27 protein-coding genes and 1 tRNA gene are annotated in these 21,054 nt (G+C 32.4%); 22 read left to right on the top strand and 6 right to left on the bottom strand.

All coding sequences use genetic code 11. The annotated features are described in order from the left end of the window. The first annotated feature begins 2 nt into the window (after positions 1–2). Together M0D58_RS14640 and M0D58_RS14635 are read left to right on the top strand one after the other, a co-directional pair. The gene (locus M0D58_RS14640) at positions 3–2,126 is read left to right on the top strand and encodes a DEAD/DEAH box helicase (protein WP_248390998.1); all 2,124 of its coding nucleotides are present in this window, start codon (positions 3–5) and stop codon (positions 2,124–2,126) included. A 145-nt stretch (positions 2,127–2,271) separates the two neighbouring features. Continuing rightward, a complete protein-coding gene (locus M0D58_RS14635; RefSeq protein WP_248390996.1) occupies positions 2,272–3,087 on the top strand; it encodes a hypothetical protein in 816 nt (271 codons plus the stop codon). Positions 3,088–3,248: 161 nt separating this feature from the next. On the opposite strand, the gene M0D58_RS14630 is transcribed toward M0D58_RS14635, so the two are convergent. The 3 genes from M0D58_RS14630 to M0D58_RS14620 are packed head-to-tail and all read right to left on the bottom strand — an operon-like array spanning position 3,249 to position 4,361. Further along, on the bottom strand, positions 3,249–3,521 hold the full coding sequence (locus tag M0D58_RS14630; protein WP_248390993.1) for a hypothetical protein: 273 nt from the start codon (positions 3,519–3,521) through the stop codon (positions 3,249–3,251). 16 nt (positions 3,522–3,537) lie between these two features. Then, positions 3,538–3,873 carry a hypothetical protein gene (locus M0D58_RS14625; protein WP_248390990.1) on the bottom strand — a complete coding sequence of 112 codons (336 nt, stop codon included), beginning with the start codon at positions 3,871–3,873 and terminating at the stop codon, positions 3,538–3,540. Beyond that, positions 3,873–4,361 carry a hypothetical protein gene (locus M0D58_RS14620; protein ID WP_248390987.1) on the bottom strand — a complete coding sequence of 163 codons (489 nt, stop codon included), beginning with the start codon at positions 4,359–4,361 and terminating at the stop codon, positions 3,873–3,875. The genes M0D58_RS14625 and M0D58_RS14620 overlap by 1 nt, the downstream gene beginning before the upstream one ends. Positions 4,362–4,586: 225 nt before the next feature. Between M0D58_RS14620 and M0D58_RS14615 the strand changes: the two genes are divergently transcribed. From M0D58_RS14615 to acpS, 9 genes are all read left to right on the top strand, one after another. After that, the gene (locus M0D58_RS14615) at positions 4,587–5,255 is read left to right on the top strand and encodes a tyrosine-type recombinase/integrase (RefSeq protein ID WP_248390984.1); all 669 of its coding nucleotides are present in this window, start codon (positions 4,587–4,589) and stop codon (positions 5,253–5,255) included. Between the two features lie 56 nt (positions 5,256–5,311). Continuing rightward, positions 5,312–5,596: a hypothetical protein gene (locus M0D58_RS14610; protein ID WP_248390979.1), complete on the top strand. Its 285-nt coding sequence runs from the start codon at positions 5,312–5,314 to the stop codon at positions 5,594–5,596. Further along, on the top strand, positions 5,583–5,924 hold the full coding sequence (locus tag M0D58_RS14605; protein WP_248390976.1) for a helix-turn-helix domain-containing protein: 342 nt from the start codon (positions 5,583–5,585) through the stop codon (positions 5,922–5,924). The genes M0D58_RS14610 and M0D58_RS14605 overlap by 14 nt, the downstream gene beginning before the upstream one ends. Then, positions 5,924–6,775: an ImmA/IrrE family metallo-endopeptidase gene (locus tag M0D58_RS14600; RefSeq protein ID WP_248390973.1), complete on the top strand. Its 852-nt coding sequence runs from the start codon at positions 5,924–5,926 to the stop codon at positions 6,773–6,775. Before M0D58_RS14605 ends, M0D58_RS14600 begins: the two co-directional genes overlap by 1 nt. Positions 6,776–6,786: 11 nt before the next feature. Further along, complete coding sequence (locus M0D58_RS14595) at positions 6,787–7,536, top strand: thymidylate synthase family protein (RefSeq protein WP_248390970.1); 750 nt, start codon at positions 6,787–6,789, stop codon at positions 7,534–7,536. Then, a complete protein-coding gene (locus tag M0D58_RS14590; RefSeq protein WP_248390966.1) occupies positions 7,529–8,557 on the top strand; it encodes a nucleotide kinase domain-containing protein in 1,029 nt (342 codons plus the stop codon). Before M0D58_RS14595 ends, M0D58_RS14590 begins: the two co-directional genes overlap by 8 nt. 66 nt (positions 8,558–8,623) lie before the next feature. Further along, positions 8,624–9,403, top strand: coding sequence for a dCTP deaminase domain-containing protein (locus M0D58_RS14585; protein ID WP_248390965.1), 780 nt, complete (start codon positions 8,624–8,626; stop codon positions 9,401–9,403). Continuing rightward, on the top strand, positions 9,390–9,989 hold the full coding sequence (locus tag M0D58_RS14580) for a nucleotide pyrophosphohydrolase (RefSeq protein WP_248390963.1): 600 nt from the start codon (positions 9,390–9,392) through the stop codon (positions 9,987–9,989). Before M0D58_RS14585 ends, M0D58_RS14580 begins: the two co-directional genes overlap by 14 nt. Continuing rightward, complete coding sequence (gene acpS, locus M0D58_RS14575) at positions 9,989–10,366, top strand: holo-ACP synthase (protein WP_248390961.1); 378 nt, start codon at positions 9,989–9,991, stop codon at positions 10,364–10,366. Before M0D58_RS14580 ends, acpS begins: the two co-directional genes overlap by 1 nt. 121 nt (positions 10,367–10,487) lie before the next feature. On the opposite strand, the gene M0D58_RS14570 is transcribed toward acpS, so the two are convergent. Continuing rightward, positions 10,488–10,561 (bottom strand) — tRNA-Ile (locus M0D58_RS14570). Between the two features lie 61 nt (positions 10,562–10,622). Further along, positions 10,623–11,021: a methylmalonyl-CoA epimerase gene (mce, locus tag M0D58_RS14565; RefSeq protein WP_248390959.1), complete on the bottom strand. Its 399-nt coding sequence runs from the start codon at positions 11,019–11,021 to the stop codon at positions 10,623–10,625. Between the two features lie 85 nt (positions 11,022–11,106). Between mce and M0D58_RS14560 the strand changes: the two genes are divergently transcribed. The 6 genes from M0D58_RS14560 to M0D58_RS14535 all read left to right on the top strand — a co-directional run bounded on the left by M0D58_RS14560 (position 11,107) and on the right by M0D58_RS14535 (position 17,211). Beyond that, positions 11,107–11,466 carry a ribosome-binding factor A gene (locus M0D58_RS14560; protein WP_248390957.1) on the top strand — a complete coding sequence of 120 codons (360 nt, stop codon included), beginning with the start codon at positions 11,107–11,109 and terminating at the stop codon, positions 11,464–11,466. A 3-nt stretch (positions 11,467–11,469) separates the two neighbouring features. Then, positions 11,470–12,675: an ABC transporter permease gene (locus tag M0D58_RS14555; protein WP_248390955.1), complete on the top strand. Its 1,206-nt coding sequence runs from the start codon at positions 11,470–11,472 to the stop codon at positions 12,673–12,675. A 223-nt stretch (positions 12,676–12,898) separates the two neighbouring features. Beyond that, positions 12,899–13,636, top strand: a complete 738-nt coding sequence (locus M0D58_RS14550) for a shikimate dehydrogenase family protein (RefSeq protein WP_248390952.1) — start codon at positions 12,899–12,901, stop codon at positions 13,634–13,636. Positions 13,637–13,715: 79 nt separating this feature from the next. Next, on the top strand, positions 13,716–15,521 hold the full coding sequence (locus M0D58_RS14545) for a DUF349 domain-containing protein (RefSeq protein WP_248390937.1): 1,806 nt from the start codon (positions 13,716–13,718) through the stop codon (positions 15,519–15,521). A gap of 60 nt (positions 15,522–15,581) precedes the next feature. Then, a complete protein-coding gene (ribD, locus tag M0D58_RS14540) occupies positions 15,582–16,616 on the top strand; it encodes a bifunctional diaminohydroxyphosphoribosylaminopyrimidine deaminase/5-amino-6-(5-phosphoribosylamino)uracil reductase RibD (protein ID WP_248390934.1) in 1,035 nt (344 codons plus the stop codon). Then, positions 16,606–17,211, top strand: a complete 606-nt coding sequence (locus M0D58_RS14535; protein WP_248390920.1) for an IMPACT family protein — start codon at positions 16,606–16,608, stop codon at positions 17,209–17,211. The genes ribD and M0D58_RS14535 overlap by 11 nt, the downstream gene beginning before the upstream one ends. Here the strand turns inward: M0D58_RS14535 and M0D58_RS14530 are convergent. Further along, positions 17,208–17,918 carry a zinc metallopeptidase gene (locus tag M0D58_RS14530; protein WP_248390918.1) on the bottom strand — a complete coding sequence of 237 codons (711 nt, stop codon included), beginning with the start codon at positions 17,916–17,918 and terminating at the stop codon, positions 17,208–17,210. The genes M0D58_RS14535 and M0D58_RS14530 overlap by 4 nt on opposite strands. Before the next feature lie 103 nt (positions 17,919–18,021). Between M0D58_RS14530 and M0D58_RS14525 the strand changes: the two genes are divergently transcribed. The 5 genes from M0D58_RS14525 to M0D58_RS14505 all read left to right on the top strand — a co-directional run bounded on the left by M0D58_RS14525 (position 18,022) and on the right by M0D58_RS14505 (position 21,014). Further along, positions 18,022–19,149 (top strand): GNAT family N-acetyltransferase, encoded by a 1,128-nt coding sequence (locus tag M0D58_RS14525; protein WP_248390917.1) that lies wholly within the window; start codon positions 18,022–18,024, stop codon positions 19,147–19,149. Positions 19,150–19,180: 31 nt separating this feature from the next. After that, positions 19,181–19,357 carry a hypothetical protein gene (locus M0D58_RS14520; RefSeq protein ID WP_248390915.1) on the top strand — a complete coding sequence of 59 codons (177 nt, stop codon included), beginning with the start codon at positions 19,181–19,183 and terminating at the stop codon, positions 19,355–19,357. Positions 19,358–19,477: 120 nt separating this feature from the next. Beyond that, positions 19,478–19,849 (top strand): NADH-quinone oxidoreductase subunit A, encoded by a 372-nt coding sequence (locus tag M0D58_RS14515; protein ID WP_029298774.1) that lies wholly within the window; start codon positions 19,478–19,480, stop codon positions 19,847–19,849. A gap of 104 nt (positions 19,850–19,953) precedes the next feature. Further along, positions 19,954–20,514, top strand: coding sequence for an NADH-quinone oxidoreductase subunit B (locus tag M0D58_RS14510; protein WP_066441001.1), 561 nt, complete (start codon positions 19,954–19,956; stop codon positions 20,512–20,514). Positions 20,515–20,519: 5 nt separating this feature from the next. Continuing rightward, positions 20,520–21,014: an NADH-quinone oxidoreductase subunit C gene (locus M0D58_RS14505; RefSeq protein WP_248390913.1), complete on the top strand. Its 495-nt coding sequence runs from the start codon at positions 20,520–20,522 to the stop codon at positions 21,012–21,014. Positions 21,015–21,054: the final 40 nt, after the last annotated feature.

Here is a 21,054-nt window from a genome sequence, read left to right as displayed (position 1 = left end):
CTATGGACATTTTTGAATCCTGCCATCGGATAAACGATTTTATAAAAGTTAATCAAGAAATTGATGCTAGGAATGAATTGATAAGACTTCTTGATTATCACGAGAAAAATGATATTGAATACTCATCTTTATTAAATCACCTTATACGAGAAACAGGTCTATATCCGTATCTTAAGAGTGATACGGCTAGCTGGGAAGATCGATTTGTTTATGAGGTTTTTAAAGTTGATATCGGGGGGGGGAAATATTGTACATTACATAGAGAGCAATCTTCTCTTTTAAAAGAATTAGTTGAGGGAGAGAACGTAGCTGTCAGTGCTCCTACAAGTTTTGGGAAAAGTTTTGTAATTGATGCATTTATTTCAATAAAAAAACCTGATAATGTCGTTATAATTGTTCCAACAATTGCACTTACAGATGAAACGAGAAGACGGCTTTATAAAAAATTCTCAGGTGAATATAAAATTATAACTACTACAGAAATAGAACTCGCCAATAAAAACATTTTTATTTTCCCTCAAGAAAGAGCTATGAATTACGTGAACAAGCTAGAGTGTATTGATATTCTAATTATTGATGAATTTTATAAAGCCAGTTCTGATTATGATAAATCTAGGTCTCCATCCCTTCTTAAAGCTATTATTAAATTAGGCTTGAAATCAAAACAAAAATATTTTTTAGCACCAAACATTACATCAATTGGTGAAAATATTTTTACAAAAGATATGAAGTTTATTGATAAACTCGGATTTAATACAGTTTATCTGGATCGATATGATAGATATAAAGAAATAACAGGAGATAAGGTTGAGAAAGAATTGCAAAAGGGGGAAATTTTACTTGAAATTCTGGAGAAAACAAATACAAAATCGCTCATATATGCTGCATCTTACTCTCAAATTGATAAGGTTTCAAATTTATTAAATGAACGACTTGAGATTTCTGAAAAACCTTTACTAAAGGATTTTGAAAAATGGTTGACTGAAAACTATGATGTAAACTGGAAACTTACTAATTTGGTAAAAAGAGGCGTAGGAATACATAACGGCCAATTGCATCGTTCTATTTCACAAATTCAGGTTAAACTTTTCGAAGAGAAAGAAGGTTTAAACAATATCATTTCAACATCATCTATAATTGAAGGGGTTAATACTTCTGCCGAAAATGTTATTGTGTGGAGGAACAGAAAAAGTGGAAGTAACAGTTTATTAGATAGTTTCACCTATAAAAATATTATTGGTCGAGGTGGACGAATGTTTAAGTATTTTATCGGTAAAATTTATCTATTAGAATCCCCACCACCAGAAGATACTACTCAGCTTGACATCCCTTTTCCCGATATTATTTTAGGTGATTTGGACGAAAAACTTTATAGCTCAAGTTTAGACAATGATCAAATTTCAAAGATTATCTCATTCAAAAATGAAATGTATGAAATCTTAGGTAAAGAAACATATGACAGACTTCTGAAAGAAAATATTTTTCAATCAAATAATTCAGAATTTATAAAAGAGACAGCTCGACAAATGAAAAATAATCCTTCTGATTGGAATGGATTATCCTATCTAAATTCAGATGACCCAGAATCGTGGGATCGATTATTATGGAAAATTATCAGTCTACAACCGGGTGAATGGGGTGATGGAGCGTATGGAGCTCAACACAAAAAATTTGTAGAATTTGTCAAGGTTTTAGTTGGAAACTGGAATAAAACAATACCTGAACTATTGGATGAATTAGAAGAATTTGACATTGATATCGAGCAATTTTTTAAACTTGAAAGAATAGTTGCATTTAATCTATCTTCATTAGTTAGCGATATAAATATTTTGCAGAAAGAAATTATCGATAATGGAACTGATGTATCTCAATTTGTTTCTAAAATTTCACATGTCTTCTTGCCATCAGTAGTTTATCAATTGGAAGAGTATGGTCTTCCTAGAATGATTGCTAGAAAAATTCATAATAATGGCATTATTAATTTTGAAGATGCTCAGCTAAATATACACAGTACAATTCAAATTTTTCATCAAATCGGAAAAGAAACAATCTTATCAAAGAACTTTATAGATTCTTTTGATAAATATATTTTAGAATATTTTTACGATGGAATATCCAACTCTTAGTTACTTGTAAATGTCCGAAGTACAATTGTGTCCCAAACTGACTGTAATGATTAATTTCTATAAAACTATTTCTAATAAATGTAGGTTGTAGAAATAGCTTTGTTAACTAATATAGCTTTGTTTATATTTGTTAAAACTAATTTTTATGGAAATATCGGTATCTGAAATTATTGCTTACTGTGGGGGCTCTTCAATTGTTATATCTGCTTTTGTGGGGTTTCTTGCACAAAAGGTATCCGATTGGGGAAATGAAAAGTGGAGATTAAGTACAGAATCACAATTGAAAACCTTAGAAAACAAGCTAAGTGAGAAGACATCTATATTGAATAATTTAATAGATGTGCAAAAGTCTAGTTATAATTTCAGCCAAGAAAGAAGAATTAAGGCAATAGAAGATGTTTGGAATCTTATTTGTGAATTTAATTTTAAATTTCCAAAATCTATACTAACTGCTTATAGCATTTATACTGAGCAAGAAATAGAAAGTTTAATAAATTCTAATAAAGATTCGGTAATTTGGGATAAAATCTCCAACGGGTTAAGTGAAATTAATAATGAAGAGTTCATCGAATTTTATAGCGACTTACAAGTAAAGATTTCATATAACAGACCTTTTCTAGGCGAAAAATTATATTATAGCTTTTTTGCATTCACTTTATTTTATAGTAGACTTATTTTTATTGCCGAAGTAAGTTTGAATAGAAAAGAACTAAAATACTGGAGTAAAGATAAAACTATTATGCGGTTACTAAAAGAACATTTTAGTGAGGATGAATATGGACTTATATCTAAAAATCAAATACAATCACTAAATTATACAATAGGCGTATTAGAAAATAAAATAATAATAGAAATAGATAGTGTCTTAACCGGAAATACTGCATCAAAAACTTCAATGGCGCACTTATCTGAAATTACAACTTTTATTAACTTACGAAACATTGCTGAAGAAACGATCTAAAGATTAAGCAATTTCAATATCGAAATATAGACTGACAAAATATTGTGTTTAAGTATGTTGAATATTCTGTATCGTAAAAGAATAATTTTTATTAAAAAATGAAGACAGAAATATTTTCTGTCTTCATTTTTTATTTGATTGATTACTGCTCGTGTAGGAAATTAAGGAGTTAAATCCTTATATCGGTAGAAACGATAAACTTTAATACATATAAAAAGATGGAATACAAAAAGACCCATTAAAACAAAACAAATTGTTCTACCGGTATCTAGAACGGAAGTTACCGAGAAAATTTCGTGTTTAATTTCTTTGTGGTTTAAATTTAAATATTCTATAAGTTTATCGCCGTATTGGATATAATTATCAATAATTCTGAAGCACAATACGATTCCTAAAATACTTATTAAAATTCCAGCAAGTGATAGTGTTTTCATAAGTTTGTTTTTAATTTTAATATCCTCTGTTATTTTTGAATTCTTTTTCACATTTTAACGAACAAAATTCTTTTTCATCGGTTACAATAAATTGATATTTATGTTGATTAGTATCTTGGAGTTCATAACTTTCAATGCAGGCTTTGGGACTAACTGTTAAGACCGTCATTACAGAAGCAATCATCTCCAAAGGGTCTTCAGACTTAGGTTTTACAATTACCCCTAACAAATCCTTTGAGGTATAGATCATCGCTTTGATATCAATCTTTTTTCCACACCATTTACATTCAGTGACTCCAACATCAATCTTATTTTCAGCCTTGGATAACGGATCGGGATTAGGGTCACTCATTATCTTTTTAGTTTGATGATATCTTCAGGCGATAATCCCACATATTTCTCTGTTAGGTTTGCATTATTTATTAGTCGTTCAGCTTCGGGTATAATTGCTATATCATCCCAAGAAAATGTTTTACTTTCAATAGAATTTAGATCTTCAGTATTAATGTTTTGATCGTTTTCTAATTTAGTATCTCCTTTCACTACGAATTCTTTAGAATTTTCATCAAATATATTTTGAGAATAACGGAAATCTAACATACCTCTCCTATCGTTATAATCATATACTGTTAGAATAAAGAAAGAGAAAATAAAGTACAAAAGTACATTCGAAAAAACAGTAATTTGATAAGGATCATCGTCATAATCATCCGGGACGAAGGAAAAAATTATTGCTGAAAGAATTTTAATAACCACCATTATAGCGAAAAAAGGCACTAGAAATGAAGTTGTAATCATTGATTCGAAATCAAGATTCTCAAGGTAGTTTAAATAATTCATGATGGATTTGAGTTTTCGGTGGTTTATTTTTTATAGTAATCTAATCTTTTCTCTTTTATTCCGTCACCATTTTGATCATAATATTCATAATCCTGAAGAATTAATTCCTTGGAATCACTATGTTTAATGTAATAACGTAAGTATTAGAACGAAAATCCATATTAAACAGTCAAAAAACGTTTTTACAAGAGAAAACAATGATCTAACAATTTTGGAAATTATTTCATGAAAAAGAAAAACGTAATACCGACCGGTTACTTCTATCCTTTTGGCAAAGGTGGGTATTCGATTTGTGAATATTTTCCAAAAAAACAAGCCTTTACTAATAATGAAATATCTCAGATTATAAATTTGGATAAATTTGAGAGTAATGATGAAGAGTTCGCACGTGATATTTGGGAATTACTGTATCGATGTAATGGTATCAACTTTGTCGATCTTTTAAGATTAAGATGGGACCAGAGAAAAGGTAACTGTTTTGTATTTTTCAGAAAGAAAACAGAGAATACCAGAAAAAAAATGAGACAGGAAATTGTTGTTCCGATAAATCAAAAAGTAGAAAATATTATAAGTAAAGTTGGTGATAAAAATAGCCCTTTCTTACTTGGATTTTTAAAAGATGGGTATACTGACGAAAACTTTGATTATATGAATCGGAAAGTAAGAAAAAGTATCAACAAATCCCTGAAGCAAATATCAGTACGGCTTGATTTATCAATTACTCTTCAACTGAAAACTGCGAGAGATTCTTATGCAACAGTACTTAGAAGAAATGGAGTTTCTATTGATACAATATCTGAAATGCTATCACATTCTAGTACTGCAATAACAAAACATTATTTAGATAGTTTAGATACAGAAACTGTATTTAAAACAAACGAAAATCTAATTTAATCATACAAAATTTGTTTTGTAAGAAAATCTTACTATATTTGTAAGAAATTCATACAATGAAAACACCAAAAAATACAGAAATTGAAACTGAATTAATTAAAGTAATCAAAGAGGTCTGCGAACAGCAAAATTTAAAAGAAGACGTTAGTTCAGATTTTTGTCCAGGAAAATATATAATGAGCCAAATCCTAGTTTCAATTATTCCAGAAATTGAAGTAAGAACCGGATATTATATTCCTATTGAATGTTATATTTTCCACGATAATAAAACGAGACAACAACTATCAATTAAAAATGCAGTGAGTAAACTTATTAAAGAAGGAAAATATGAGCAACACTAATCTATCTGAAAGAGAAAAGATAGCCGAGAGACTAAAAGAAGCAAGGAGTTTAGCTGGTTTATCTCAAGAAAATGCTTCACGAATGTTAAATATACCGCGTCCTGCAATTTCGGAAATTGAAGCAGGTCGACGTAAAGTTAGCGCTGAAGAAATTATACAATTTGCTAAATTATATAAAGTTAGTACATCCTGGTTATTATTAAAAGATGGTCAAGAAGAAAATGAAATGGATGAACAACTTAAAGTTGCTGCACGTGAGTTAAGTAAAATGAACGAAAATGACAGGAAAAAATTACTCGAAATTTTAAAAATCTTCCCTAATAAATAATGGTATCAAGAAATTTATACACTAGTGCAATACGGAAGGCAAGTGAAACCAGAATTAGATTAGGTGCTAGCTTGAATGAACCACTAAATATATATGACGTCTGTTCCACTATGGAAATTGATGTGCGATTTGTTGATATAAACATGGAAGGTTTATATGTAAATAATGGTAATTCGCCACAAATATTAATTTCTTCTCAACGCCCTTATCCTCGTAGGGTATTTACTTGTGGACATGAACTTGGTCACCATCTGTTTAACCATGGTTTAAAAATAGATATCTTATCCGAAAGTGATGAAAATAGTTTATATAAAAGCAGCGATGAAATTCTAGTTGATACTTTTTCTGCATCCCTTTTAATGCCAATAGGGGGAATTCAATCAGAATTTGTAAAAAGAAATTTAAGTTTTAATACGGCTACCCCAATTGATTTTTATTTAGTAAGCTCAATTTTTGGAGTGGGATACCAAACTTTGGTAACTCATTGTAAAATTAATCGTTTAATTACCGAGCTAAAATCAGTAGAATTATTAAAACATACACCAAGTAAAATTTTTAAATCATATTTTGGTGATGTTCAAAAAAAATCATACTTCAAAATAGTTGATGGCAAAACATCAACAAAACCGGTCGATTTAGAAATCTCAAATTACTTAATTCTTCCTCCTGAATTTACAGTTGATAATGACTTCCTTGAAAAAAAGAAAGAAACACAGGAAGGTTATGTGTATGTAGCTACTAGAACGGGTATTTCTTCTGCATATTCTGATATTAATGAAAAAAGTTTTTTTATTAGAATACAACCACAAAATTATAATGGATTTGCAGAGTATAGACATCTTGATAATTAAATTATAATAATATGAGCACTCCTATACTAATTAATGAAAATAATCTATCAATTGCTTGGTTAAAAATATTTCAGTCGATAATTGATCATCCTGGAAAAGAAATCATGCCTTTGGTACTAACTCTATCAAACTTTGACGAGACAGATGATATTAAAAACACATTAAACATTGATTTAAAAACACACGGTTTAGATTCTGTGGAGGTCGTATCAGAGACTATCTTTCCACAATCACTTTATGAATATTACGAAAGAGATAAGAAAGTTTTGTTTGATAAATACCTCACACAAATTCTTCCAAGATTAAAAAAAATCGATTCTAGGAATAATAATGGAACTTATTTCGAGCGTTTGATATCCTTTGGGAATAAAGATAATAATAAAAACCAACTAGATATAATAATTGACTCATTAAATGGGACTAATAAGAGGAGATCTAAACTTCAAGCTGCGATCTTTGACCCCTTAAAAGATCATAAAAATGGGGTCTTTCAAGGATTCCCTTGCCTTCAACATGTTACTTTTTACAGATCTGAATCAGGAGGTCTTGTTCTTAATAGTTTTTATGCTGTTCAATATCTCTATCAAAGAGCGTACGGTAATTGGTTAGGATTAATAAACCTAGGTAAATTTATAGCAAAAGAAACAAATTTAGAACTTGAAAGATTTAATTGTTTTATTGGAGTAGAACAGCTTGATCACCTTACTAAAAATGAGGCAAAAAAATTAGTCAGTAAAATGAATATTAAAATAAATGATTAATAATATTACGAAGAAATCTAGTATCACAATATATAAACCGTTATCACCTGCGAAAACTACGGATGTTTATGATACCTACTGGAAATTTGCGACATTAAGACAGGACACCTTTTTTAATAGGATAGACGGAGAGCCCTTCCCTTGGACAAACGACAATATTATTAGTAAATATAGATTTACTAATACATATCGAGCATCAGATAGAGTTAGCCAATATCTTATAAAAAATGTAATTTATAATGATAATTTACCTTCTAGTCCTAAAGAAGTATTATTTAGAGTATTATTATTTAAATTATTTAATAAAATAGAAACATGGGAATTACTTCAATCTAAAATTGGTTTGATTATATATGAAAATTTCAATATCGAAGAATATGATAATATATTAACTCACGCTTTTTTAGAAAAAAAGACAATATATTCCGCAGCTTATATTATGCCTTCGTGTAAATCTGCATTTGGTCATATTCGCAAACATTCAAACCATCTTGAGCTGATTAAGTTTATGATAGAAAACCATTTAACCGAAAGACTTATGGATTCAAACAAAATGCAACAAGCTTTTGAAATTATTAAAAGTTTTCCCGGTTTAGGAGATTTCCTAGCCTATCAGTTATTAATTGACATTAATTACTCTAACATTTTAGACTTTTCTGAGTCTGAGTTTGTTGTAGCAGGTCCCGGAGCTAAGGGCGGAATTAGTAAATGTTTTATAGATACAGGGGGATTAAGTCATATCGAAATAATAAAGTTAATGACTGATAGACAAGAACAAGAATTTCAAAGGTTAGGTTTAACATTCAAAACATTATGGGGAAGAAAATTACAATTAATTGATTGTCAAAATATTTTTTGTGAAGTTGATAAATATGCACGGGTCAAGCACCCCGAAATCAAAGGAAATAGTGATAGAATTAGAATAAAACAGGTGTATAAAACTAATAAAAAACCGTTAGATTACTGGTTTCCTCCGAAATGGGGAATCAATGAAAATATTTCAAAAACAATAAGTTATTAGATATTTAAAGTCTTTAACAAAAAAATATTAATTTTATAAAAAAAACAATAACCGCTTTGATAAATTATGGCATACTTAGGAACAAAAGAACTCGAAATTATTTTACCTAATTGTATTGATAAATATGATAAAAGTAAAATCGACAATGTAGCATACGAACTCGCCCTCGGTGATCAGGTGTATTTGACTGATTCCAAAAATCGTAAAAAAGAGATACTTGATGATAAAAACTCTCAAGTTGTTATAAAACCCGGGCAATTTGCTCTACTCCTTACCGATGAAGTCGTTACAATTCCTAAAAATATTTTGGCATTTATCTCTATTAAATTTAGTCAAAAAATAAAAGGTTTAATTAATGTCTCTGGATTCCACGTCGATCCAGGATTTAGTGGCAAAATAATTTTTTCTGTTTACAATGCAGGACCAACAAATATTACACTAGACAAAGGTTCTCCTTATTTTATGATTTGGTTTAGTGAACTAACAAGTGAGTCTACACCATATGCAGGGAAACACAAAGGGCAGAATAGTATATCTGCTGGTAATGTAAATGATCTAAATGGAGAATTATTATCTCCAAGTACTCTTTTAAAAAGAATAAAAGAAAATGAAAAGAAATTATCTGCAATATCTGTTATTGCTACAATACTAATAACATTAGGGAGTGGATTATCAATAAAAGCACTATCAGATACATCCAAATTCAATGAAGGATACAATATTGGTGTTAAAGAACAGAGTATCAAAAAAAACATTGATAGCATATTTAGTAAACCTAATGTGGACAGTATTATTTCTAAAAAAATTGATGTTATACTAAAAGAAAAAAACAATGAAAAAAAATAATGAAAATTATATTCAATTCTTCGATGATAGTTTTAATGCTCAAGAACAATTTCCTCGACAATTTACGCTATCGTTTACAGAAATAGAAAATACAGATGACAAAAAAAATGAAGTTAGAGTGATTTTAGACAATAAAAAGCAACTAGGAGATATTATTAATGATAATTCCTATACAAATGATTTTTATCGTTATCATGATATTTTTCATTATACTTTCGCAACACTCCTAGGATGGTCACCTTGTGCAAGAGCAATGATGAGAAAAAAAAGAAAAAGTAATGATCTTTATGATAGGATTGAAGATGGTGCTAAAGCAATTATTACAGAAGAAGCTATTTCTATGATAATATTCAATGAAGCAAAAAGAAAAAATTATTTTTCAGGTACAGCAAAGGTTTCAAGAACAACTTTAAGAATAATAAAAGAAATGACAGAGAATTTTGAAGTTAAAATTAGAACTTCTAAAGATTGGGAATATGCAATTCAAAAGTCTTATGAAATTTTCAGATTACTTATTAAAAATAAAGGAGGTAATGTGAAATTTGATGCACTAAGTAGAAACATAACTTACATTTCTGTAAATTAATGATTATTGGAATTGGATGTGATATTGTTGAACATCAAATCTGTAGAAACTTAAACTGGGAGAATGATATTAAAATTCTTAAAAGAATTTTTTCAAATGCAGAAATTGATATATATAATTTAAAAAAAGATTTAAGATTTTTAGCAGGCAGGTTTGCGGCAAAGGAGGCAATTTTAAAATGTTTAGGGACTGGAATGCATGATGGAATTTCTTTACTTGACATTGAAATTCTTCAATCAATACATAGCAAACCAATAGTTAGGCTAAGTGGAGAACCAAAAAAAATAGCAGATCAATTAAAGGTCAATAATTGGCATATTAGTATATCCCATTCGTCAAAATTTTCGATATCATACGTTGTTGTGGAATCAATCTAAAAAATTTCTTTCATATTTTAATTACTTCTTTATAGAATAGCTAAAAAAATAAAAACCTTGCAACTTTCTTGCAATAACATAAAAAAAGACACTTACAAAGTTGTAAATGTCTGATTTTCAGTGGTCCCACCTGGGCTCGAACCAGGGACCACCTGATTATGAGTCAGGTGCTCTAACCAACTGAGCTATAGGACCGCAAAATTGGTTGAATTTTGTGACTGCAAAAATAATAAAATTTCTGGCACTACAAAATTTTTTATTGCTTTTCTTGACAAAGTTCTACCAGTACTCCATTCGTACATTTCGGATGCAGAAAGACAATTAATTTATTATCAGCTCCTTCCTTGGGTTCTTCGGAAATAAATTCAAATCCTTCTTTTTTTAACCGTTCAATTTCATGCAGAATATTTTCAACCCCAAAAGCCAAATGATGAATACCCTCCCCCTTTTTATCAATAAATTTGGAGATTGGACTTTCTTCTTTACTGGCTTCTAGAAGCTCGATTTTACTTTTTCCTGCCTCATAGAATGAAGTAACAACCCCCTCTCTTTCCACAGTTTCTTTTTTATAAGATTCTTTTCCCAGAAGTTTGGAAAAAAGCTCGTCAGAAACTCCCAAAGATTTTACCGCAATACCAATATGTTCTAATTTCATAAATTATATATTAAGTTGTAAATTTGATAAACGTTCAAATTTTCAAAGTATCAATTCAAACAAAAGTACTAAATTTGCACAACTTATGGAAAGCAACAGACAACGAAAAGTAGCACAGATTATACAGGAAGACTTCGCGGAGCTTTTCCGCAAACAGGCTGCAGAAAGCGGACAAGGCATTTTGGTATCGGTTTCTGATGTGAAAGTGACCGCAGATCTAGGGATCGCTAAAATCTACCTTAGTATATTTCCTCAGGAATTCCGTGCTGCCGTGATGAAAGAAATAGAAGAAAGCAAAGCGCAGTACAGAAATTTCATCGGTCAGAAAATGGCCAAACAGGTCCGTGTCATTCCTAATCTAAACTTTTATTTAGATACTACTCTTGATGACGTTGAAAAATTAGACCGGGAATTAAGAGGTGAAGGTGATAATCCTATTCTGTAACCTTTGAAAAATATTGCATTTTATATAGCGTCCAGGTACCTTTTGTCAAAAAAAGGAAGCACCGCGGTTACGTTTATTACGTGGCTTGCAGTAGGTGCTATGACGGTTGCCGTTACTGCAATGTTTGTCATTATTTCAGTTTTCTCGGGACTGGAAGATCTCAACAAGGAGCTCATTTCCAATCTCCATGCAGATCTTACCATTAAAAGCAATTCCGGAAAAACCCTGAAAGATTTTGATAAAATAAATACTGTTCTTAAAAACAACAAAGAAATCAGTAATTTTTCAAGGGTCATTGAAGAAAAAGTTTACATCAGCTATAACGGAAAAGGCGACATTGCCTATCTGAGAGGCGTAGATTCCGCCTACACCAAGGTAAATCCTATTGATAAAGATATTTTTTACGGAGCCTATCCTGGTTTTAAATATTCCAATGAGGTTTTAATGGAAAATTCCCTGGACAACAGGCTTTCCATTCCGGTATCTTCCAATTCTGATTATGCAACGGTATTTATGCCTAAACCTGGAACCGGCATTATCAATAAAGAAGAGGATATTTATAACAAAAAAGATATTCTTGTGACAGGGGTTTTTCCCGGTAAAGACCAATTGGACAACTATATTATCGCACCCATTGAACTTACCGAAGAGTTGTTGAGCCTTCCAAAACATTCCGCTTATCAGATTGTTATCAAACTGAAAAATCCTGATAACACAAATTCAGTAAAACAGCAGCTTGAGTCATCTTTAGGAAAAAATGTGGATATTAAAACTAAAGAAGAAGAAAATGCTGCATTCTGGAAAATGATCAATACCGAAAAATTATTTATTTATTTAATTTTTGCGCTGGTGATTTTTATTACAACCTTTAACCTTGCAGGAGCCATCATTATTTTACAACTTGACAAGAAGCAGCAGGCAAAATCTTTGGTATCACTAGGATTGCCATTAAGCCATCTTCGTCAGATTTATTTTTATACAGGAATTCTTATCGTTGTTTTGGGAATCATTTCCGGACTCATCCTGGGAACTGTACTTTGCTTTTTCCAGCAGTATACCGAGTTCTTCAAAGCCAATGAAACACTGCCATTTCCGGTAAAGATCGTAGGCAAAAATTATCTGATTGTTTCGGTTACTGCAGCACTTTTCGGGTTTGGTATTTCATGGGTATTTTCTAAAATAAGTAAAGATTATATTACTAAAAATTAATTCCGTAAAAGACAAAATCTTAGTAAATTTCATAGTTCAGTTTTTTGATTTTCAGGAAAGGAGATCCAGACTATAGAAATTCCTTTAAAATTTAAATAAATAAGGATAATAAAGAAATTATATCCTTCAACAGATTTTTTTTCCACAAAATTTGGTAGAACAATCTATAAAAATATTTATGTAGAAGACCGGTTTTTTCCAGTCTTTTTTTTATTTTTATACTATGGATTCCAATAAAAAATTAGGCCTCATCGGAAGAAATATATCATATTCTTTCTCTAAAAAGTTTTTTGAAGATAAATTTCAGAAACTGATGTTAAAAGGCTATTCTTATACTATTTTTGATTTAACAGAAATTCACGAAGTGAACGAACTTTTCTCTGTTCCTGATCTGATAGGATTTAACGTAACAATTCCTTACAAAGAAAAAATCATCGACTATCTGGATGATCTCAGTGATGAGGCAAAAAAAATTGGTGCCGTGAATTGTGTTCTGATTGAAAACGGAAGAAAGACCGGTTACAACACAGATGCTTTCGGGTTTGAAAAAACATTGCTGCTTCACAAAAAGCCTCATCAGGAATCGGCAATTATATTAGGAAACGGCGGAGCTGCAAAAGCCGTGAAATATATTCTGGACAAAAATAATATCCCATCTGTTACGGTATCCAGAAATACGGAAATAAATTATAGAAACCTGCAGAGAAAAACGGTTCAAGATCATAAAATCATCATTCAGTGTACTCCGGTGGGAACTTTTCCGAATGTTGAAGAATGCTTGGATTTTCCTTTTGAAGGCATCACAAAAGACCATCTGATTATTGATTTAATCTACAACCCAAACTATACGCAATTCATTATCAAAGCTTCAGAAAAAGGGGCAAAAACAGTGAATGGATATTACATGCTTGAACAACAGGCAGAAAAAGCCTGGGAAATTTGGAACTTTCAAAAAAAATAACATAAATTAGTGCTATATTTGGCTTTTTTGCTATATATTTAGAAGCTATATTAATGCCACTCACAATAAACGATTTGCTATGATTACAGAAAACAATCTTTCTGAAAACGAGGAAAACAAAAATTTTACTCCGGAATCTCCGGAAGAAACTTCAGAAGACGTTACCCCAAAAGATGAAAGCGTTCACGTTGAAGAACATGAACATGATGAAGAACAGGAAGAGGTAGAGCTTTCCCTTAGTGATACGCTGAAGGAAATGGAGAAAATCATCAATGCTCCCAACGCCGGTGAAGATTTCAAAAAATTTAATCAGCTTAAAGAAAAAGCAAGTCATTACATCCATGATGAAGTGGAGGACAAAAAACACGAATACATTGATGCCGGAAATGCTCCCGAAAATTTCAGCTTTGAACATCCTTCGCAGGCTAGATTTTCAGCGCTGGTAAATATTTTCAGGGAAAAGCATGATGCTTACCAGAAAGGACAGGAAGAGGAGCAGAAAAAAAACCTGGAACACCGTCAGAATATCATTGAAAGACTTAAAAATCTATATACCAATTCCGAACCCGGAACCAATCTTTTCAAATCCATAAGAGAGATTAAGGAAGACTGGTCTAAGGCAGGACAGGTAGCGAAGTCTGAATTTAAAATTCTTAACAACAATTATTTCCACCATCTGAATCAGTTTTACCAGATGCTGGATCTCAACAAAGAATTTCTTGAACAGGAATACAGCCATAATCTTGAAAAAAGACAGCACATCATTGAACGTGCAAAACAGCTGGAACAGGAACCTGTCATTCAAAAAGCACTGAATGAGCTTCAGTACCTTCATAAATTATGGAAAGAAGAAGCTGAGCCGGTAGCAGAAGAATTCCGCGAAAAAACATGGGAGGAATTTAAAGAAATTTCCAATAAAATCCATGAAAGAAAATCCGAACTTTCTGCTGCCATCGAAACAGAACAAAATGAAAATCTTGAAAAGAAAAATCAGATTATTGCTGAAATAAAAAAACTTTCGGAGCCATCTGAAAACCCGAACCATAATTACTGGCAAAATGCTATTAAAAGAGTAGAAGAATTAAGATCGGAATTTCTGAAAACCGGAAGTGTGCCAAGAAAGTTGTCTAATCAGAACTGGAATGACTTTAAAACTACTTTAAGGGCTTTCAACACAACAAAGAATTCTTATTACAAATCATTAAAAGGTTCTCAGCAAGCCAATCTTGAGGAAAAATTAAAGCTGATCCAGACAGCCCAAGATAATCAGAACAATGAAGAGTGGGATATCGCGGTACCTTTATTTAAAAAGCTTCAGGAAGACTGGAAGAAAATCGGGCACGTTCCGAAAAGCATGACCAATAAAATCTGGGACGAATTCCGTGATGCCTGCAATGCGTTTTTCAATAATTACAGAGAAAAAAGCAATGCGTCTACCGATAACTGGAAAGAAAATTACAAAAATAAAAAAGCACTTCTCGATGAGCTTAAAACAGTGACCAATGAGGAAGGAAGCATTGAAAAAATTGAAGCGATAAAAACTGCATGGAACAATATCGGAAAAGTTCCCAGAGATAAGATTTCAATTAATACAGAATTCAACAAAACATTGAGAGAAAAGCTTAAACTTAATAAAATCAACGAGCTTGAACTTAAAGAAGAAGGTTTATCTGAAAACCAGCTAACCGATAAAGCAAGAAAAATGAAGAGCCAGATCTCGGATCTGGAAGCTGAAATTGTGAAACTGGAAAACAACCTTGCCTTCTTCAAGAATCCATCCAGAGAAAACCCGCTTTTAAAGGAAACATTTGATTCTATTGAAGAGAAAAAAACTCATCTGGAAACATTAAAACAAAATCTTCACAGCATTATTGCAGGAGAATAGTATAATTTAAAATAAAGAAAGGCGAAGCAAAGTAATTTGTCTTCGCTTTTTTCATTCAGTATGCAGGACGAATTTTATATTAAAAGATGTATTGAGCTCGCCAATAAAGCATTAGGAAAAACTTATCCTAATCCGCTGGTTGGAAGTGTAATTGTGCACAACGACAAGATTATCGGTGAAGGTTATCATCATAAAGCCGGTGAAAACCATGCGGAAATCAACGCTATTAATTCGGTTCAGGACAAATCATTGATTCCGGAATCTACTATTTATGTATCGCTGGAACCCTGTGCGCATTATGGAAAAACCCCACCATGTGCGTTAAAAATCAAAGAATTGGGCTTTAAAAAAGTTGTCATTGGTGCTATGGATTCTCATGACAAAGTAAACGGGAAAGGAAAAAAAATTATCCAGGATGCAGGAATAGAAGTCGTTTCAGGAATTCTTGAGAAAGAGTGCACCGAATTAAACAAGAGATTTTTCACTTATCATGAAAAGAAAAGACCATATATTATTCTGAAATTGGCACAGTCCGGTGACGGGTTTATGGATAAAGATTTTAAACCGGCTTCCATTTCAAATTCTTTGGTCAATCAGTTTGTTCATCAACTGAGGGCAGACGAACACGCCATTCTTGTAGGAACACAGACCGCTTTGAATGACAATCCTGCTCTCACAGTACGAAACGTTGAAGGCGTAAATCCAGTGAGAATTCTGATTGATTTTAATTTGAAAGTCCCGCAGGATTTCAATATATATAACGGAGAATCAAAAACATTAATTATTAACGCTGTTAAAGATGAAGAAGGAGAAAATATCCGTTTCATAAAAATCAATAAAGAGAATTTTCTCCATGAACTGATGGATGCTTTATATAAAGAACAGATTCAGTCGGTGATCATAGAAGGAGGGAGTTTTACCCTTCAGCAATTTATTGATAAAAACCTTTGGGATGAAGCGATAATCATTGAAAATGAAAATTTAAAACTTGAAAACGGTACAAAAGCTCCGCAATTTGACGCAAAACCTGAAAAAGAAGAAATATTCAGGGATAATTTAATACGATTTTACAAGAGAAAGAATTATGTTGTTTGAGTACAAAACGATAGAAAAACCCGTAGAAAATATTTTATTAAAAGAAAAAGGAAGTAAATTTATAGGATTTGCTTATCCGGTAAATAATGAAGAAGAGCTTAAACATGCTTTAGAAAAAGTAAAATCTGAACATCCGAAAGCAACCCACCATTGTTATGCTTTCAGAATAGGACTCAATGGAGAAAATTATCGGGCCAATGATGACGGAGAGCCTTCGGGAAGTGCCGGACTTCCCATTTACAACCAGCTCCTTGCTAATGAAATCACCAATGTAATCGTTATTGTTGTACGCTATTACGGCGGGACAAAATTAGGGGTTTCCGGCTTGGTAAAAACATATAAGGAGTCAGCTAAACTCACTTTGGAAGAATCTCATATCATTACAAAAGAACTGGAAACAACGTTAGAAATAAGTTTCAATTTTGATCAGCAAAACATCATCTTTACACTTCTTTCAAAATATGATTCAAAAGTAATTGATTTTGCTGCCGATGAAAAATGTATAGTTACTGCATCTCTAAAACTATCACAAAAAGAAAGCATTTCGGACAAATTGTCCGAAATGCAGCATATAACTTTTAATTTAAAAAATTAATCTCTTCTGCCTCCCATAAGCAGTGATGCCCAGTATAAAAGCTGAGCTAGTGATCCAACAGCAGCTACCACATAGGTTCTGGCCGCCCAGTTTAAACTGTCTTTTACGCCTACATACTCTTCAGCGGTTACTGTACCGGTATCTCTCAACCATTTCATTGCCCTGTTACTCGCATCATATTCTACAGGAAGAGTAATAAAAGCAAACAGCGTTGTACATGCAAACATGATCACTCCTATGGCCAAAACCAAACGGTTTCCTGTCGGGTTTTCAATAGACTGCGTAGCAGCCATAATCATAATTCCCGCAATAAGCACAAACTGCATAAGATTTGAGCTTATCTGTACCACAGGTACCAGTTTCGAACGAAGCTGCAACATAGAATATCCTACTTTGTGTTGTACAGCATGTCCGCATTCATGTGCTGCCACTGCAGCTGCCGCAGCATTTCTCTGCATATAAACAGCTTCTGAAAGATTTACCGTTTTATTTTCAGGATTGTAGTGGTCTGTTAATTGTCCCGGAACAGATATTACCTGAACATCATTAATTCCGTTATCTCTCAGCATCTTTTCTGCCACCTCCTTACCGGAAAGTCCGTTCCGGAGATGCACTTTTGAATAATATTCGAATTTCGACTTGAGCCTTGATGAAACCCACCAGCTTACAAGCATTGAAATCCCAATGATTATATAATACCCTATCATCTTAGTAACTTTATAATATATTTTCACCCGATATGATGTAAAAACTGTGCCAAAGTTTAGCATTTATTTGGTTATATTTGCTTATTAATTTGCCTTTAAAACTATGTCTACAATTTCAGTAATTGAAGTAAAAACACCGGATCAGTTAAAGCAATTCGTGAAATTTCCAATGGATCTGTATAAAAACAATCCTTACTATGTCCCATCATTTATCAATGATGAGATCAACATTTGGAATCCGAACGAAAATCCCGCCATGCAGTATTCTGAAGCGAAGCAGTTTCTGGCTTTTAAAGACAATAAAATTGTTGGCAGGATTGCCGTAATGATCAATCATAAAGAAGAAAAAGAACTGGGCATCAGAAAAGTCCGTTTCGGATGGATAGATTTCATTGACGACCCTGAAGTATCTAAAGCACTAATAGACACCACTATAAACTACGCTAAAGAAAAAAAAATCAATAAGATAGAAGGTCCTATGGGCTTTACCAACCTGGATAAAGCAGGAATGCTGACTTTAGGATTTGACAAGCTGGCAACGATGATCGGAATTTACAATCATGAATATTATCCAAAACATCTTGAAAAATTAGGCTTAACAAAAGAAAAGGAATGGGTAGAATTTGAACTTCAATTTCCGGAAATACTCCCGGATAAAATTCACAAATTCAACGAATTAATATCCCAAAAATACAAACTTAAAGTCCTGAATTTCAAATCAAAAGAAGAAATCATTGAATATGTGGACCCTATGTTTGACCTTCTCGACGAGACCTATAAACATTTGTCCACCTATACTCCCATTTCCGATGAACAGCGCAAAACATACAAGGAAAAATATTTTAAGCTGATTGATAAAGATTATATTGTATGTGTTGCGGATGATGCAGATCAGCTCATTGCTTTTGCTATTACAATGCCTTCCTATTCCACAGCTTTACAAAAATCAGGAGGGAAACTTTTGCCTTTCGGGTGGTGGCATTTTCTGAAAGCAGGAAAGAAAAACGACCGGGCTAATTTTTATTTAATAGGAATTCACCCTGATTATCAGCGAAGAGGTGTTACTTCCATTATTTTTAAAGAAATCTGGAAACTTTTCAGAAAAAAAGGAGTAAAATACCTTGAAACCAATCCCGAGCTCGAAGAAAATAAAAGCATCCAACTCCTTTGGCAGGATTATAATCCCGTGAATCACAAAAGAAGACGAACATATTCTTTAGACATTATTTAATTTATTTAAAACTATTAATCACCATTAGATTATGAAAATCCGTCTTATTATTTTTGGAGTTTTAATTGCAGGATTCGTTGTTTTCAATCTTTTTCTTCAAACAGGAAATGAAAGAACCGACACAGCCGTAAATATCATTTATGCCAGCATTCTATTCGGGTACATTTCCTTCATGGCATTTTCTCTCATCAAAAAAATGAAGAAATAACGTTATTTTTATTGATTCTAAATTGTAAGTTTTATCCATTTTCATGAGACTTTTAATGGTATAAATTTCATGCTTTCTTGTTTATTCCCTAAATTTGCAAATTGAGATAATAATGCAAAAATGAATTTACCTGAAAGTTATATTCCAATCCTTATACAAGCAGGTGTTGCGATAGGTTTCGTAGCCATTTCTTTGCTTGGAGCACATTTTTTAGGTCCGAAACAGAAAAAAGGAAATTCTGTGAAAAACCAAAGCTGGGAATGTGGAGTCCCGGTAGAAGGAAATGCAAGAACACCGTTTTCAATTAAATACTTTTTAACAGCAGTACTGTTTGTATTATTCGATATTGAAATCGTATTTTTTTATCCGTATGCAGTGAACTTCAGAGAATTCGGAATGGAAGGATTCTTAGCTGTACTCATGTTTGTGGCGATTTTTTTTATGGCATTTTTTTATGTCTGGAAACGCGGTGCATTAGATTGGGATAAATAAAAAGGAATAGAAATTTTAAATGACAGTTTTAGACAATTCAGTTTACTTTAAAGCTAACATTAACAGTAATTTTGAATCTAAAATTAAATCTTAAATCTAAAAAAATGTCAGATAACAAACCAATAATAAGAACAGATGCACCTGCTCCGGAAGGATTTGAAGGAGAAGGGTTTTTCGCAACGAAACTGAGCAGTGTAATCGGGATGGCCAGAAAGTTTTCTCTATGGCCGCTGCCTTTTGCAACCTCTTGTTGTGGTATCGAGTTTATGGCTACCCTCAACCCAACATATGATGCCTCAAGATTTGGTATGGAAAGAAACTCTTTCTCACCAAGACAGGCAGATTTGTTGATGGTTTGCGGAACGATATCAAAAAAATTAGGCCCCGTGCTTAAAGAAGTGTATACTCAAATGGCAGAGCCGAAATGGGTAGTATCCGTTGGTGCCTGTGCGTGCAGCGGAGGTATTTTCGATACCTATTCCGTATTGCAGGGGATCGACAAAATCATTCCTGTGGATGTATACGTTCCGGGATGTCCTCCAAGACCGGAACAGATCATTGAAGGGGTAATGCAGGTTCAGGCTCTTGCAGAAAGTGAAAGCATCAGAAGAAGAGATATGCCTGAATATCAAAAACTATTAGATTCTTACAACATAAGCAACTAACGGAAATGACAAACGAATTTGTATTAGAAGCAATCACAAGGGAATTTCCGGAATCTGTAATCTCAAGTTCAGAGCCTTATGGAATGTTGACAATTGAGGTAAAAAAAGAAGACCTGAAAAAAATAGTTCACTATCTGAAGGACTCAACATTGGAAATCAATTTCCTCACCGATGTTTGTGGAATCCATTACCCGGAATTTCCTGAAAAAGAAATAGGAGTAGTATATCACCTTCACAACATGATGACCAACTTCAGACTGCGTCTAAAAATCTTTATGTCCAGAGAAAATATAGAAGTAGATTCCTTAGTAGACCTTTACGCAGGAGCCAACTGGATGGAAAGAGAAACCTATGATTTCTTCGGAATTAAATTTAAAGGCCATCCGGATCTCAGACCTATTCTTAATATGGAAGATCTTGGATACCACCCTATGCTGAAAGAATATCGTCTGGAAGATGGTACAAGAACCGATAAGGACGACGCAATGTTCGGAAGATAAAAATATAAATGATTAATGATGATTGATTAATGATCAATTA

It is taken from the genome of Chryseobacterium nepalense, assembly GCF_023195755.1.
Taxonomy (GTDB): domain Bacteria; phylum Bacteroidota; class Bacteroidia; order Flavobacteriales; family Weeksellaceae; genus Chryseobacterium; species Chryseobacterium nepalense.
The sequence above is the reverse complement of the archived record's forward strand: the minus strand, read 5'-3'. Positions and strand labels throughout refer to the sequence as shown.

What these genes read in the sequence shown, in the direction of transcription:
- ribD (WP_248390934.1), top strand. Translation starts at nt 15,582, where the DNA reads ATGCAGGACGAATTTTATATTAAAAGATGTATTGAGCTCGCCAATAAA.
- M0D58_RS14635 (WP_248390996.1), top strand. Translation starts at nt 2,272, where the DNA reads ATGGAAATATCGGTATCTGAAATTATTGCTTACTGTGGGGGCTCTTCA.
- M0D58_RS14525 (WP_248390917.1), top strand. Translation starts at nt 18,022, where the DNA reads ATGTCTACAATTTCAGTAATTGAAGTAAAAACACCGGATCAGTTAAAG.
- M0D58_RS14520 (WP_248390915.1), top strand. Translation starts at nt 19,181, where the DNA reads ATGAAAATCCGTCTTATTATTTTTGGAGTTTTAATTGCAGGATTCGTT.
- M0D58_RS14620 (WP_248390987.1), bottom strand. Translation starts at nt 4,361, where the DNA reads ATGAATTATTTAAACTACCTTGAGAATCTTGATTTCGAATCAATGATT.
- M0D58_RS14600 (WP_248390973.1), top strand. Translation starts at nt 5,924, where the DNA reads ATGGTATCAAGAAATTTATACACTAGTGCAATACGGAAGGCAAGTGAA.
- M0D58_RS14590 (WP_248390966.1), top strand. Translation starts at nt 7,529, where the DNA reads ATGATTAATAATATTACGAAGAAATCTAGTATCACAATATATAAACCG.
- M0D58_RS14505 (WP_248390913.1), top strand. Translation starts at nt 20,520, where the DNA reads ATGACAAACGAATTTGTATTAGAAGCAATCACAAGGGAATTTCCGGAA.
- M0D58_RS14595 (WP_248390970.1), top strand. Translation starts at nt 6,787, where the DNA reads ATGAGCACTCCTATACTAATTAATGAAAATAATCTATCAATTGCTTGG.
- M0D58_RS14550 (WP_248390952.1), top strand. Translation starts at nt 12,899, where the DNA reads ATGGATTCCAATAAAAAATTAGGCCTCATCGGAAGAAATATATCATAT.
- M0D58_RS14630 (WP_248390993.1), bottom strand. Translation starts at nt 3,521, where the DNA reads ATGAAAACACTATCACTTGCTGGAATTTTAATAAGTATTTTAGGAATC.
- acpS (WP_248390961.1), top strand. Translation starts at nt 9,989, where the DNA reads ATGATTATTGGAATTGGATGTGATATTGTTGAACATCAAATCTGTAGA.
- M0D58_RS14625 (WP_248390990.1), bottom strand. Translation starts at nt 3,873, where the DNA reads ATGAGTGACCCTAATCCCGATCCGTTATCCAAGGCTGAAAATAAGATT.
- mce (WP_248390959.1), bottom strand. Translation starts at nt 11,021, where the DNA reads ATGAAATTAGAACATATTGGTATTGCGGTAAAATCTTTGGGAGTTTCT.
- M0D58_RS14580 (WP_248390963.1), top strand. Translation starts at nt 9,390, where the DNA reads ATGAAAAAAAATAATGAAAATTATATTCAATTCTTCGATGATAGTTTT.
- M0D58_RS14515 (WP_029298774.1), top strand. Translation starts at nt 19,478, where the DNA reads ATGAATTTACCTGAAAGTTATATTCCAATCCTTATACAAGCAGGTGTT.
- M0D58_RS14605 (WP_248390976.1), top strand. Translation starts at nt 5,583, where the DNA reads ATGAGCAACACTAATCTATCTGAAAGAGAAAAGATAGCCGAGAGACTA.
- M0D58_RS14560 (WP_248390957.1), top strand. Translation starts at nt 11,107, where the DNA reads ATGGAAAGCAACAGACAACGAAAAGTAGCACAGATTATACAGGAAGAC.
- M0D58_RS14535 (WP_248390920.1), top strand. Translation starts at nt 16,606, where the DNA reads ATGTTGTTTGAGTACAAAACGATAGAAAAACCCGTAGAAAATATTTTA.
- M0D58_RS14510 (WP_066441001.1), top strand. Translation starts at nt 19,954, where the DNA reads ATGTCAGATAACAAACCAATAATAAGAACAGATGCACCTGCTCCGGAA.
- M0D58_RS14585 (WP_248390965.1), top strand. Translation starts at nt 8,624, where the DNA reads ATGGCATACTTAGGAACAAAAGAACTCGAAATTATTTTACCTAATTGT.
- M0D58_RS14530 (WP_248390918.1), bottom strand. Translation starts at nt 17,918, where the DNA reads ATGATAGGGTATTATATAATCATTGGGATTTCAATGCTTGTAAGCTGG.
- M0D58_RS14610 (WP_248390979.1), top strand. Translation starts at nt 5,312, where the DNA reads ATGAAAACACCAAAAAATACAGAAATTGAAACTGAATTAATTAAAGTA.
- M0D58_RS14615 (WP_248390984.1), top strand. Translation starts at nt 4,587, where the DNA reads ATGAAAAAGAAAAACGTAATACCGACCGGTTACTTCTATCCTTTTGGC.
- M0D58_RS14545 (WP_248390937.1), top strand. Translation starts at nt 13,716, where the DNA reads ATGATTACAGAAAACAATCTTTCTGAAAACGAGGAAAACAAAAATTTT.
- M0D58_RS14640 (WP_248390998.1), top strand. Translation starts at nt 3, where the DNA reads ATGGACATTTTTGAATCCTGCCATCGGATAAACGATTTTATAAAAGTT.